The sequence below is a fragment of the Mesorhizobium sp. B2-3-10 genome (assembly GCF_006442275.1).
GTDB lineage: Bacteria > Pseudomonadota > Alphaproteobacteria > Rhizobiales > Rhizobiaceae > Mesorhizobium > Mesorhizobium australicum.
This window is the reverse complement of sequence record NZ_VFVT01000003.1, coordinates 570478-583768: the sequence shown is the minus strand read 5'-3', so window position 1 is coordinate 583768 and position 13291 is coordinate 570478. Positions and strand designations below refer to the sequence as shown.

Sequence of the window (13291 nt, the reverse complement as noted above, 5' to 3'; positions counted from 1 at the left end):
TGCCATGAGCGACCTCGAAGATATCCGGACATTCTACGCGCGGCTGATGGCGGTCAACGCCGCCTCATCGGACCCGCGCCTGGAAGAGGTGTTCGCCAGCGTACCGCGCGAGGCCTTCCTCGGCCCCGGCCCATGGACGGTCATCACCGGCAACGGCACGGTCGCCACGCCAAGCGCCGATCCGGCCCACATCTGCCAGAACGTCCTGGTAGCGCTCGATACCGACAAGGGCATCAACAATGGCGAGCCCTTTCTGCACGCCATGTGGATCGGAAAACTCGCACCAAAGCCTGGTGAGGCCATCACGCATATCGGCGCCGGCAGCGGTTACTACACGGCTTTGCTGGCCAAACTGGTTTCGCCAGGCGGCACCGTCACCGCCTTTGAGATCGACGAAAACCTGGCCGGGTTGGCGCGCAAGAATCTCGAAACCTACGGCAATGCGACCATTGTCCATGGCGATGCCGTGACGTCGCCGCTGCCGCCGTCCGACATCATTTATGTCAATGCCGGTGTCGTCGCCCCTCCCGCCGGATGGCTGAAAGCGTTGCGCCCCGGCGGCCGCATGATCTTCCCCTGGCGTCCCGCCGAGCGCGTCCCGCTGGCGATGCTGGTGACCCGCACCGAAAAGGGCTTTGCCTGCGATCCGTTCATGCGTGCCTGGTTCATCCCATGCTTCGGCGCCTCGCTCGCGGATCTTGCGGCGAAGATCCCGACACGCGAGCAGGCCACGCGCAGCCGCTCGATCTGGCTGGTCGAGGACAGGCAGCCGGACCGCACCGCCACGGCGATCTTCGAGCATGTCTGGTTCTCGTCGAAAGCCGTGAGCGTCCGCGGCTGACCTATCGAGGGCGGACCAAATCTCGCGGCCTTTGTCGGGACGGGCGCGGTTGCTCCGTCCTTGGGTTGAAGTCCGGCCGCGATGGCGTGGCCGCAAGCAAGGGAGAGCACAATGAGAAAGATCATCGCCGCGACCTTCGTCAGCCTCGATGGCGTCATGCAGGCGCCGGGAGGGCCGGAAGAGGATCCGGTCGGTGGCTTCGAATTCGGCGGCTGGACGTTCCACTATTTTGACGAGGTGGGAGGCGCGGCAATGGAGGAATTGTTCTCCAAACCCTTCGCCCTGCTGCTCGGCCGCAGAACCTACGACATCTTCGCCGCGTACTGGCCCTACCAGAAAGATCCGATCGCGGATGCGTTCAACCCCGCGACCAAGTATGTGGCGACCCATCGGCCGGATACTTTGACCTGGCAGAACACGCACGCGCTTGGGCCCGATATCATCACGGCTTTGCGTCGCCTCAAGCAGGAAGATGGACCTGACCTGCTCATCCAGGGATCTGGCGATCTCATTCAGACCCTGCTCGCCAACGGGCTGATCGACGAGATCCGGCTGATGATCTTCCCGCTGTTGCTGGGCAAGGGCAAGCGGCTGTTCGGCGAGGCCGCGATGCCGGCCGCTTTCAAGCTTGTCAAATCGCAGACTTCGACCACCGGCGTCATCATCGCGACCTATGAGCGCGCGGGCGAAATCAAGGTCGGCTCCTTTGTCACGGGCGAGCCATCCCCGGCCGAACTCGAGCGGCGCAAGAACTGGAAGTAAATTCGGACATCAGGCAGCCTGCGATCGCCGCGCCAGCCCATCGCGTATATGGCGTGCGAATTCCTGCGCCGCCGTGCTCACGCCATGCCTCGGCAGGTGCAGGTTGATGGCAAAATTCGGCAGCGGCGGCAGGCCGCTGTCGAACGGCAATATGTCGAGATCGGCTGGCACGGTGGCAGCGAGCCATGTGGTGACGGCGAGGTCGGAACGCACCGTCGCCGTCGTCGCGTCGATGTTGCCGTTCTCGAACACGCTGCGCCATTCCAGCCCATACTCGTTAAGTGCCGCCAGCACCACCGGCCGGAAGGCGCAGGTGTCGGCAACGATCGAGACGGGCAATGGCCGCTTGGCGCGAGCCACCCCACCCCTTGCGCCGACCCAGACCAACCGATCGATGGCCAGGCATTCGCCAGAGGTCGGGCCGACCCGCTCCTCGATTACCGCGAGGTCGATGGTTCCGGCCGCCAGTGCCGCCGCCAGTTCCGGCGAGGAGGCGCAGACCAGCGATATCTCGACCTTCGGATAGGCCTCGGCATAGGCCTTCAGGACGGGAGCCAGCAAGGTGCCGACAAGGTCGTAGGGAACGCCGAGCCGCACCTGTCCGGCGACAGCGCTCCCCACCATCTCGGTCCATATCTCGTCATTGAGGCTGAGCAGGCGCCTTGCCTTGTCGAACAGTCGCTCGCCGGAATGGGTCAGCCGCAGACCGCGCCGGTCGCGCTCGAACAGCCCGCAGCCGAGCGTGTCTTCCAGCCGCTTGACCTGCTGGCTGACCGCGCCCTGCGTCAGGTGGAGCGCGTTGGCCGCCGCCGTCATGCTGGCCTTGTCGGCGACGGTGACGAAGGTGCGCATGAGACTGGTATCGAGATTGCGGATCATGACCGGCATTATAAGTACTAATGACGATCATCGCAAACATTGCATTTACTGATGTCACGCTCAGTCTACCATGAAGCCTCCGACAAAGGACGCTCCATGCTCCAGCCGATCCTGCCGCTCATCCTGTTTGCCTTCGTGGCTACCGCCACGCCCGGCATCGCCACGACCTTGTCGACCGCTTCCGGAGCGCAGTTCGGTTTTCGCCGTTCGGTACCGCTGATGATCGGCAGCGCCGCCGGCCTCGCTACCGTGACGGGGGCGGCCGCCGCCGGCCTCGCCAGCCTGCTGCTTGCGGTGCCTTCGCTGCAACTGGCGATGAAGGTGATCGGCTCGCTTTATCTTCTGTGGCTGGCGATCAAGATCGGTCGCGCAGGGCCACCCAACCTTGACGTCACCATGGCCAAACCGAACAGCTTCCTGGGCGGCGCCGGCATCCAGTGGATGAATCCCAAGGGCTGGGCGATGGGCCTGGGCGCGGCGGCTTCGTTCGCCGCCCTCGCCGACGGACCCGGACAACTCGCACTGCTGCTCGGCTCGACCTTTGGCCTCACCGCTGCCATCTCGCTGTCCGTCTGGTGCATCGCCGGCATGGTGCTGGCCAGGCTGCTCAAAACCGAGTGGCAATGGCGCGCGCTCAACATCGTGCTGGCGCTGGTGCTCGCCGCCTCGATCATCCCGATGTGGCGGACGGCCTGACGGCCGGCCGCCACGTCAGCCTAAGCCGCGTAGCGCCGGGCCGGCTTGTCGGCGTGCAGGCTGCCATAGAAGGCCTGGCGGGCGCCTAGGAATGTGTCCAGCTTTCCCGTGTCGGCAAGCGCCGGCACGGTGACGGCCTCGCCCCTGGCCAGGCCGACAAGGGCAGCGTCGACCATATCGTCGGCGGTCATGACGATCTCCTTCGGCAGCTGGTCGATATCACCGCCGGAAAGCTCCCAGAAATCGGTCCGGGTCGCGCCCGGCAGCACCACCTGCACCGTCACTCCGGTGCCCGCGACCTCGCGATGCAGGGCTTCGGTGAAGTTGACGACATAGGCCTTGGTGCCGCTGTAGATGCCGCCGAACGAGGTGTCGAAGGCCAGGACCGAGGCGATGTTGACGATCCCGCCCCGGTTGCGCGCCAGGAGCCCAGGCAGCACGGCACGCGTCAGCCGGGTCAGAGCCACGACATTGACCTTGATCATGCGCTCGGCCGCGTCGGCATCGGCGGTTGCCACCACTGCCTGACCGCCAAGGCCGGCATTGTTGACCAGCAGCGTCACGGTTTCGTCGGCTGATATCGACTGCTCGACACGGCGCACATCGCCGTCGTCGGACAGATCGGCGCTGATCACGCTCACGTTGCGGCCGTGGTCATGGCGCAACTTCCCGGCCAGCGCCTGCAGCCGGTCGGCACGGCGCGCCACCAGCACCAGGTCGTAGCCCTGCCCCGCCAGTCGATCCGCATAGACGGCGCCGATCCCCGATGAAGCGCCGGTGACGACCGCCGTGCCCTTGTTGTCATTCTTGCTCATTGTCACGTTCCTTGTGTTCGCTGGCTCGGCCCCGGTGGATAAATATCGGCCGGCAAGGCTGTTTTTCGAATTAGTGGTATATGCCACTTTTTGCGAAGTAGGTATATGCCACCATCTTGTCAACGGCGGCGGCGAAAACTATTTCTGCGGCAGGCTGGCGCACCTGCCAGGATAATTCCAGCAAGTGCCCAGCGGTTTTGCGTCCGGAATTGCGTGACAAGAGAGAGCATTGGAGGCGATGCGTTTCGCCGGAGATGCTCCACAAGGAGCGACCATGAGTGAAGCTGACGGATTTAGCCGTTGCAACAATGCCACCTTGCGGCGCACCGCACGCAGGCTCGGCCGGTTCTACGACGACGCGCTGGCGCCTTCCGGCCTGAAGGGCACGCAGTTCGGCCTGCTGTTCCAGATCAGTGTCGGCAGCGAGCCGGCGATGGGAGCCATTGCCGAGGCGCTGATCATGGACCTTTCGGCGCTCGGCCACACGCTGAAGCCCCTGGTCCGCGACGGCTATGTCGAAACCTTCCCCGACAAGGACGATCGCCGCGTCAAGCGCGTACGGCTGACGCCATCTGGCCAGGCCAAGCTCGACGAGGCGATCAAGCTATGGAGTGTCGCCCAGCGGCAATTCGAGGCCATGATCGGCGCGGAGCAGGCCGCGAAACTGCGGGCCACGCTCGATGAAGTGGCTGCGTTGAAGCTGGAATTGCCCGCGGCCACTCCTTCCAGCTGAAGAAGCGGCCGCGAAAAAACAAGGATGCAAGCCTCGGAGCCGGCCTTATTCCGCCGGCATGGTGACGGCCCGGGCAAACACCCGCCCCGCCAGCACGATGCCGAGCCCGACGATCGGAAATACCGCCGCGACCAGACCGAGATCGGCGGGCGCGCCGTAGCGCAGCACGCCACCACCGACTACCGCGCCCACCGCCACGCCCAGATAGAGCGCCGAACCATTGAGCGACAGCACGATTGGAGCGGCGTCCGGCGCCAGCTTGATGATGCGGCTGGCCTGCGCCGGCGGGAACGCCCAGCCGACGATGCCCCACGGCACCATCATCGCCATCAGCGCCGGTCCGGCAATGTGCTGCGGCAGGAAGGTCGGGATGACCGACAGCATGATCAGCATGGCGGCACTCAACGCCAGCGACCAGCCGACGGTGCGCGTGGCGCCGAAACGGTCGGCCGCCTGGCCGCCGGCAATGTTGCCGATGACGGCGCCGACGCCGAAGGCGAGCAGCATGCCGGGCAGCGCGATCTCGCTCAGCCCGCCGCCCTCGATGGCAAGCGGCGCGACATAGGCAAAGACGGTGAAGGCACCGACCAGCGCCAGCAATGTCGTCACCAGGATCGGCATCACGCCGGGACGCATGGCGGCCGCCAGCCGGCGCTTCAGCGGCAGCCTGGTGCCGATGATGCCGCGCGGCAGGCGGTACCACAGGATGGCGCCGGACAGCGCGCCAAGGCCGGCAATGGCATAGAAGGTGCCGCGCCAGCCGGCGATGGCCGCGACAAGCGCGCCAAGCGGCGCCCCGACAGCGACGGCCACCGTGGTGCCGCCGACGACGACGGCGATGGCGCGGGCGCGGTGATGGTCATCCACCAGCGCCACCGCCGTGCCTTGCGCGGTCGCCGCGAACAGGCCCGACGACAGCGCCATGATGATGCGTGCGACGAGCAGCACTTCGAAGGATGAGCTCAAGGCGGCGACGACATTGCCGACGACGAAGAACACCAGCGTCCACAGGATCACGCGGCGCCGGTCCCATTCGCCGGTCAGCGTCGCCAGGATCGGCGTGCCCACGGCATAGGCGAGCGCGAAAGCGGTGATCAGCGAGCCGGCGAGCGGTACCGAGATGCCGGCATCCCTGGCGATATCGGGCAGGAGGCTGGAGATGACGAAGCCTTCGGTCGAGATCGCAAACGATCCGAGCGCAAGCCAGAAAATTCTCTTGTCCATGGGAAAGCGTCCTTAGTTCAAAAGTTATTGAACAATTGGACATAAAAGGGCATCATGTCAATGAAGCCAGACAAAAATAGCATAACCATGCTGACAGCCCTGTGTCAGGACGGCCATGAACTGGAGAAACAGTGTGTATGGACCGGGCAGGATCGACGCGTTGAAATCGGCCCGAACTGTGCTTAGGTTCCAGCCATGACCTTGCCACACCCCAATACGGACCAGATCAGCCTGCCCATTGTGCTCGGCGTGCTCGGCGACCCGACGCGGCTTGCGATCGTGCGCTATCTCGCCAGCAAGGAAGGCGTGCCGCTGAACTGCAGCCGCTTCCTCGATCTCGGCTCCAAGACCAATCTGAGCTACCACCTCGCCAAGCTGCGTGAGGCCGGTGTCACCCGCGCCGAAGTGGTCGGCACCAACCGCATGATCACGCTGCGCCGCGCCGATCTCGACGCCCGCTTCCCCGGCCTGCTCGACAGCGTCATCGCCGCGGCCGCGGGCGACGCCGCCCTGCCGGCCGTCGGCGGCCACGACATCGAAGTGTCGGCCTGACGCATTTTCTTTCCCTCGCTAAGCGGGAGGAAATCATGTCCCTGTCAGGGTCGCCCTTTCGACCAGTCCTTCGCCAGCCTGTGGAGCCCCCTCGAAAATGCGCTTAGCCCGCTACGACATCGTTACCTTGGGCGGCGCCGGCCAGCCGGATCGCTTCGAGACGATCGCCGTCGAGTACACCACGAGGCGGCGGGCCGGTCCGCCGTCATGATTAGCCTCAATTTCCGGCTTACATGGCGGCGCGTCGTCCCTTATAGAATCGGCCTAACGTGCGGCAAGATGGCCGCGGCATGGAATTTCGAGTATCGGCGCACGGCCAGATGATGAGGCGCACAGTTACGCTCCGAACAGGTTTGCATGCGCTGGTTGCGGTTCCGCTGCTGATGGTGGCGTGGCCGGCTGTTGTCCCGGCCCATGCGGAAGAAGGTCCCTTTATCTCCGTTGTCACCGGGCTCGCCCCCGACGACCTGCTCAATGTGCGCGCCAAGCCGTCGGCGATCGGCAAGACCGAGGCCCGCCTGGCGGCCGGTGCGAGCGTACGGAACCTCGGCTGCAACGACATTGACGGTCATCCCTGGTGCAAGATCGAGTCTGACAATCCCAAAGCCACCGGCTGGGCTCCCGCGCGCTACCTCGTTCCCGTCAATCCGGCGACCGTGCCCGACGAGGCCGCGGATACGCCCGCCATGGCCACCGACGCCGCCGCGACGCCCGATGCACCCGACCTGACCGCTCGGCTGGGTGATGCGAACCAACCAGCCAGCCCCGAAGCCCCGCCGAAATCCGCGGCGGAGATCGCCATGCAGGATGCCTATGGCCTGGCGCTGGCTGCGGCTGAAAACGGACCCGCGGCCGAAGAGCCAACCGGGGCCACGGCCGGCGATGCCGGCCTGCAAATTCCCTGCGCCCGCTACGTTGGACAGCCCATGGCGCCTTGCGCGGCGAGCGTGACGCACAAGGGCACGGACAAGGCCGACGTCACCGTGACCTGGCCCGATGGCGGCAGCCGCGTCATCTCCTTCACTGCCGGCCTGCCGGCAAGCTCGGACGCCGGCAGCGACTTCCGCTTCACCCGGGAAGGCAAACTCAACATGATCCGCATCGGCGTGTCGGAGCGGTTCGAGATCACGGACACGGTGGTGCTGGGGGATTAGAGTTCGGCGACTTTTGCCGTGGCTGCCTGATTGCTGGGGTTTGCGCCGCCCTCATAGCCCTGCCGGGCATTTCTCTCCGTATATGACGGGGAGAAAGATGCTGGCCGCAACCTTGCGCTCTTCTTGCAACAGCGGTGATTGGCGACACCGGCGACGGCAGCACCCCCTCTCCCCGTCGCTATACGGGGAGAGGATGCCGGCAGGCAGGTGAGGGGCAGCGCCAACGCACTGCAAGATACCTATTCAAACCCAACGCGCGCGCCCAGCCTGTGCAGCCCCGCCCAATCCCGCATTTTCGGGGTTACATCGGGCAAAACTCTTCCCTATAAGGCCCTCCTAGCCTGATACCAGAATCGCGAGCACAACCGGCCGGGTCTTCCCGTCCCGGTTTTTTGTGCAAGCCCGCTGCCGAACGGAATTCATAGACATGCCCAGACGCACCGACATCAAGTCGATCCTGATCATCGGGGCCGGCCCCATCGTCATCGGCCAGGCCTGCGAATTCGACTATTCCGGCACCCAGGCCTGCAAGGCGCTGAAGGAAGAGGGCTTTCGCGTCATCCTGGTCAATTCCAACCCGGCCACCATCATGACCGACCCGGAACTGGCCGACGCCACCTATATCGAGCCGATCACCCCCGAAGTGGTGGCCAAGATCATCGCCAAGGAGCGGCCCGACGCGCTCTTGCCGACCATGGGCGGCCAGACCGCGCTCAACACTGCTTTGTCGCTGCGCCGCATGGGCGTGCTCGATCGCTACAATGTCGAGATGATCGGCGCCGACGCCCATGCCATCGACAAGGCCGAGGACCGCGCGCTGTTTCGCGAGGCGATGAAGACGATCGGGTTGGAGACGCCGAAGTCGATGCTGGCCAACGCCACCGACGTCAAGAACGCCGACCGCAAGACGCATGAGGCCGAGCGCGCCGCGCTGAAGGCCGAGAAGCCCGACAATCTCGACGCCGAACTCGATGCGCTGGAAACCCGCTGGAACCTCGGCGAAGGCGACCGCAAGCAGCGCTACATCAGCCATGGCATGGCGATCGCCGCCCAGGCCCTCGACCATGTCGGTCTGCCGGCCATCATCCGCCCGTCCTTCACCATGGGCGGCACCGGCGGTGGCATCGCCTACAACAGGGCCGAATTCTACGACATCGTCCAGTCCGGCCTCGACGCCTCGCCGACCACCGAAGTGCTGATCGAGGAGAGCGTGCTCGGCTGGAAGGAGTATGAGATGGAGGTCGTCCGCGACAGAGCGGACAATTGCATCATCGTCTGCTCGATCGAGAACATCGACCCGATGGGCGTGCACACGGGCGACAGCATCACCGTCGCCCCGGCGCTGACCTTGACCGACAAGGAATACCAGATGATGCGCAACGCCTCGATCGCGGTGCTGCGCGAGATCGGCGTCGAGACCGGCGGCTCCAACGTGCAGTTCGCCGTCAACCCGGCCGATGGCCGTCTCGTCGTCATCGAGATGAACCCGCGCGTCTCGCGCTCGTCCGCGCTCGCCTCCAAGGCGACCGGCTTCCCGATCGCCAAGATCGCCGCCAAGCTTGCCGTCGGCTACACGCTGGACGAGCTGGAGAACGACATCACCGGCGGCGCCACGCCCGCCTCGTTCGAGCCGAGCATCGACTATGTCGTGACCAAGATCCCGCGCTTTGCGTTTGAAAAGTTCCCCGGCGCCGAGCCGGTGCTGACCACGGCCATGAAGTCGGTCGGCGAAGTCATGGCCATCGGCCGCACCTTTCAGGAGTCTTTGCAGAAGGCGCTGCGCGGTCTCGAGACCGGCCTCACCGGCCTCGACGAGATCGAAATCCCCGGCCTTGGCGCGACCAACAGCGCCGACGACCGCAACGCCATCCGCGCCGCCTTGGGCACGCCGACGCCCGACCGGCTGCGCATGGTGGCGCAGGCGATCCGCATGGGCACCTCGCTGGAAGACGTGCACGCCATGTGCAAGATCGACCCGTGGTTCCTCGAACAGATCGCCGGCATCGTCGCCATGGAAGCCCGCATCCGCGAGCACGGCATTCCAGGCGACGCCGTCAATCTGCGCATGCTGAAGGCGATGGGCTTCTCCGACGCCCGCCTCGCCTCACTGACGAAGAGCGACGCCGAAGTCGTTCAGAAGACTCGCGAAAAGCTCGACGTTCATCCGGTTTACAAGCGCATCGACACCTGCGCCGCCGAATTCGCCTCGCCCACCGCCTACATGTACTCGACCTATGAAGTGCCCTTCGCTGGCGCGCTCGCCAACGAGGCGCAGGTCTCGGCACGCAAGAAGGTCGTCATCCTCGGCGGCGGCCCGAACCGCATCGGCCAAGGCATCGAGTTCGACTATTGCTGCTGCCATGCCGCGTTCGCGCTGCGCGACGCCGGCTATGAAGCGATCATGATCAACTGCAACCCCGAAACCGTGTCGACCGATTACGACACGTCGGACCGGCTCTATTTCGAGCCGCTGACGGCGGAGGACGTGCTGGAGATCCTGCGCGCCGAGCAGGCCTCGGGCGAGTTGGTCGGCGTCATCGTCCAGTTCGGCGGCCAGACGCCGCTGAAGCTGGCCGACGCGCTGGAGAAGGCAGGTATACCGATCCTCGGCACCTCGCCCGACATGATCGATCTCGCCGAAGACCGCGACCGCTTCCAGAAACTCCTGCACAAGCTGAACCTCAGCCAGCCGAAGAACGGCATCGCCTATTCGGTCGAGCAGGCCCGCCTCGTCGCCGGCGAGCTCGGCTTTCCGCTGGTGGTACGCCCCTCCTATGTGCTGGGCGGCCGCGCCATGCAGATCATCCATGACGAGGGCATGCTGCAATCCTATTTGCTCGACACCGTGCCCGGCCTGGTGCCGGAGGACATCAAGCAGAAATACCCCAACGACAAGACCGGCCAGATCAACACGCTGCTGGGCAAGAACCCGCTTTTGTTCGACACCTATCTCTCCGGCGCCATCGAGGTCGATGTCGACTGCCTCTGCGACGGCAAGGCGACCTTCGTGTCGGGCATTCTCGAACACATCGAGGAGGCCGGCATCCATTCGGGCGACAGTGCCTGCTCGCTGCCGGTGCACTCGCTGCCCTCGGAATTGGTCGACGAGCTGGAACGCCAGACGGCCGCCCTCGCCCGCGCGCTCAATGTCGGCGGGCTGATGAACGTGCAATACGCGATCAAGGACGGCACGGTCTATGTGCTGGAGGTCAACCCGCGGGCGTCGCGCACCGTGCCCTTCGTCGCCAAGACCATCGGCCGCCCGATCGCCAAAATCGCCGCCCGCATCATGGCCGGCGAGGCGCTGGAAGACGCCTTCGCCCATTACGGCGCCATGCCCGACCCCAGGAACCCCGGCCACATCGCGGTCAAGGAAGCCGTCTTCCCCTTCGCCCGCTTCCCCGGCGTCGACATCTTGCTCGGCCCGGAAATGCGCTCCACGGGCGAGGTCATGGGCCTTGACCGCGATTTCGCGCTGGCCTTCGCCAAGAGCCAGCTCGGCGCCGGCGTCGACCTGCCGCGCTCCGGCACGCTGTTCGTCTCGGTGCGCGACGAGGACAAGAAAGGCATCCTGCCGGCGGTCAAGCGCCTCGCCGGCCTCGGCTTCAAGGTGCTGGCCACCTCGGGCACGCAGCGCTTCCTCGCCGAAAACGGCGTCGACGCCCAGAAGATCAACAAGGTCCTCGAAGGCCGCCCCCACATCGAAGACGCCATCCGCAACCGCCAGGTCCAGATCGTCTTCAACACGACCGACGGCCAGAAGGCGGTGTCGGACTCGAAGTCGCTGCGGCGGGCGACGCTGATGCAGAAGGTGCCGTATTACACGACGCTGTCGGGTGCTGCGGCCGTGGCCGAGGCGATTGCGGCGCTGAAGGCAGGGAGTTTGGAAGTGAGGCCGCTACAGGAGTATTTTGGCTGAGCAATTAGCTCTCTTCTCCCCGTTCAACGGGGAGAAGGTGCCGGCAGGCGGATGAGGGGCAGCGCTTACATCTCAAATTAGACTGCCAAGCGGCCCTATTTTATCGACTCCAGCGACAGGCCACCGTTCGCCTGTTTCGTCCAGACGTACATCGCGACGTCAGGCTCGCGCCGATCGCCTTTCGCGAAGTACCCCGCCGCATTTCGTCGCCCATGAGTGCCCAATCCCCGGTCATAGGACCGGCCACAGCCATGGGAATATCCGGGCATTCGGCGGCTGCCAGTCGGGGCAACGCGGCAAAGACGGCGAACATCGCCACTCCACCCATGCGGGCAACCCACAGAGGTCTCAGGTGCTTTTTGGAGCCTAGCTCGCGACATCGGCGACAACAACTTTCGTAGCCTTGTTCTTAGCTCGTTCCAGTTTGTTCAGCGCCTTTCGCATTCTGGCGACCGCTTCCTTGGCTTTGTCTCCTTCGATCGTGTCCCGCTTGATCACTTCATTTTCAACCATCAGCGAGAGGTTCTCGTTGCCGACTTTGATGTCAGGAAACAGTCTCCGGATTTCCCGACGCACCACTGAGATGACCGCATCCGACCGTATGATCGCAGATACAGTAAACTTATTGAACAACCGGGCCTGCTGGTGAAATGCGTCCATCGCGTCGGTCGTCAGCCCTTCCTTGGCGTATAGGAAAAGGCACTGCAAATGATCCTCGTTCTTCGGACTTACATCCGCCAGTACTATACGGCAAACTTCTTCATGGCTGATCTGGTTTGCCACATAGATACGGACCAGCCGCCATTCGACCGCGTTGGTCAGGATTACCCAGTGAATGCCTTGGTGAGCCCCGTAGTCAATAACCTGCCTCAGGTGGTTATCGGCCAAGCTGCTGCCTGCTGATTTCACTTCGACAAGCAATCGCAATTTTCCTGCGATCTTGATGGCAAGATCGCAGTATGTTGCCTTGATCTGGTGTTCCGACGTCAGTTCGTCATATTTGTCATAGCCAAAAACATCAGCGAGAATGTCCTTGACCAAGGTAACCGTATCAGCCTCTGCGACATCGGATTTTTGCTGAGCCAACGCAATCCGCTGGTACTTCTTCAGATTAGACGCAACGCGTTCGACAAATTTCTTTGGTAATTTATTCAATGACTCACCCTCCCTATCCCCGACGGGAATTGAGGACGAGTTTACTTGAAAGACAAGTGAAAAATTACGCTATGTGCTCAGGTTCAGGGCATCCGAGGCGCGAAAGGCCAAGCAATTGGCTTTTTCGTCCGCTATGCGGCCTGCCCTCACCCCACCGCCACACACTCAATCTCGATATCAAACTCCATCGGCCACGAAGCCACTGGCACGAAACTGCGTGCCGGCGGGTTCACGCTGAAATACCGGGCATACACCCTGTTTATCGCGTTGTAGAAGCCGGAATTGACCGCGTAGATGCGCACCATCACCACGTTTTCCAGCGAGGTGCCGGCCGCTTCCAGGCAGTGTTTCAGCGCCTTCAGCGACGCCTCGGTCTGGACCTCGATGTCGCCGCGCACCATCTCGCCGGTCACCATGTCCACCGGCGGCGTCGCCGAGATGAACACGAAGCCATTGGCCCTCACCGCCGTCGAGCAGGGCAGGCCGAGCGCCCGCACCTTGTCCGACATGACGGGCACTTCGATGACTTCTTTTTTCATGGGTGTCCTCCCTGGGTTGGCA

Annotated in this window: 12 protein-coding genes; 7 read left to right on the top strand and 5 right to left on the bottom strand. The window is 64.1% G+C overall.

Features of this window, described 5'->3' with window-relative positions; genetic code table 11:
• The first annotated feature begins 4 nt into the window (after positions 1-4).
• Both FJ943_RS12565 and FJ943_RS12560 read left to right on the top strand, forming a co-directional pair.
• Positions 5-841, top strand: coding sequence for a protein-L-isoaspartate O-methyltransferase (locus tag FJ943_RS12565; protein WP_140721866.1), 837 nt, complete (start codon positions 5-7; stop codon positions 839-841).
• A 111-nt stretch (positions 842-952) separates the two neighbouring features.
• On the top strand, positions 953-1603 hold the full coding sequence (locus FJ943_RS12560) for a dihydrofolate reductase family protein (RefSeq protein WP_140665015.1): 651 nt from the start codon (positions 953-955) through the stop codon (positions 1601-1603).
• Between the two features lie 9 nt (positions 1604-1612).
• On the opposite strand, the gene FJ943_RS12555 is transcribed toward FJ943_RS12560, so the two are convergent.
• Positions 1613-2482: a LysR substrate-binding domain-containing protein gene (locus FJ943_RS12555; RefSeq protein WP_140721863.1), complete on the bottom strand. Its 870-nt coding sequence runs from the start codon at positions 2480-2482 to the stop codon at positions 1613-1615.
• 96 nt (positions 2483-2578) lie between these two features.
• Between FJ943_RS12555 and FJ943_RS12550 the strand changes: the two genes are divergently transcribed.
• On the top strand, positions 2579-3178 hold the full coding sequence (locus FJ943_RS12550; protein WP_140713756.1) for a LysE family translocator: 600 nt from the start codon (positions 2579-2581) through the stop codon (positions 3176-3178).
• A gap of 20 nt (positions 3179-3198) precedes the next feature.
• Here the strand turns inward: FJ943_RS12550 and FJ943_RS12545 are convergent, their stop codons facing one another.
• A complete protein-coding gene (locus FJ943_RS12545; protein WP_140721860.1) occupies positions 3199-3993 on the bottom strand; it encodes an SDR family oxidoreductase in 795 nt (264 codons plus the stop codon).
• 274 nt (positions 3994-4267) lie between these two features.
• Between FJ943_RS12545 and FJ943_RS12540 the strand changes: the two genes are divergently transcribed.
• Entirely contained in the window at positions 4268-4726 is a 459-nt protein-coding gene (locus FJ943_RS12540; protein ID WP_140721857.1) for a MarR family winged helix-turn-helix transcriptional regulator, read from the top strand.
• 45 nt (positions 4727-4771) lie between these two features.
• Here the strand turns inward: FJ943_RS12540 and FJ943_RS12535 are convergent, their stop codons facing one another.
• On the bottom strand, positions 4772-5950 hold the full coding sequence (locus tag FJ943_RS12535) for an MFS transporter (RefSeq protein WP_015316192.1): 1179 nt from the start codon (positions 5948-5950) through the stop codon (positions 4772-4774).
• Between the two features lie 195 nt (positions 5951-6145).
• On the opposite strand from FJ943_RS12535, the gene FJ943_RS12530 reads away from it, so the two are divergent.
• The 3 genes from FJ943_RS12530 to carB all read left to right on the top strand — a co-directional run bounded on the left by FJ943_RS12530 (position 6146) and on the right by carB (position 11575).
• The gene (locus FJ943_RS12530) at positions 6146-6502 is read left to right on the top strand and encodes a helix-turn-helix transcriptional regulator (protein ID WP_015316191.1); all 357 of its coding nucleotides are present in this window, start codon (positions 6146-6148) and stop codon (positions 6500-6502) included.
• Between the two features lie 320 nt (positions 6503-6822).
• Complete coding sequence (locus tag FJ943_RS12525) at positions 6823-7656, top strand: SH3 domain-containing protein (RefSeq protein ID WP_140721959.1); 834 nt, start codon at positions 6823-6825, stop codon at positions 7654-7656.
• 427 nt (positions 7657-8083) lie between these two features.
• Positions 8084-11575 carry a carbamoyl-phosphate synthase large subunit gene (carB, locus tag FJ943_RS12515; RefSeq protein WP_140721854.1) on the top strand — a complete coding sequence of 1164 codons (3492 nt, stop codon included), beginning with the start codon at positions 8084-8086 and terminating at the stop codon, positions 11573-11575.
• A 366-nt stretch (positions 11576-11941) separates the two neighbouring features.
• Here carB and FJ943_RS12510 read toward each other — a convergent pair whose 3' ends face one another.
• Positions 11942-12730, bottom strand: a complete 789-nt coding sequence (locus FJ943_RS12510; RefSeq protein WP_181174542.1) for a type I restriction enzyme HsdR N-terminal domain-containing protein — start codon at positions 12728-12730, stop codon at positions 11942-11944.
• A 146-nt stretch (positions 12731-12876) separates the two neighbouring features.
• On the bottom strand, positions 12877-13269 hold the full coding sequence (locus FJ943_RS12505; RefSeq protein WP_140721848.1) for a RidA family protein: 393 nt from the start codon (positions 13267-13269) through the stop codon (positions 12877-12879).
• Between the last annotated feature and the right edge of the window lie 22 nt (positions 13270-13291).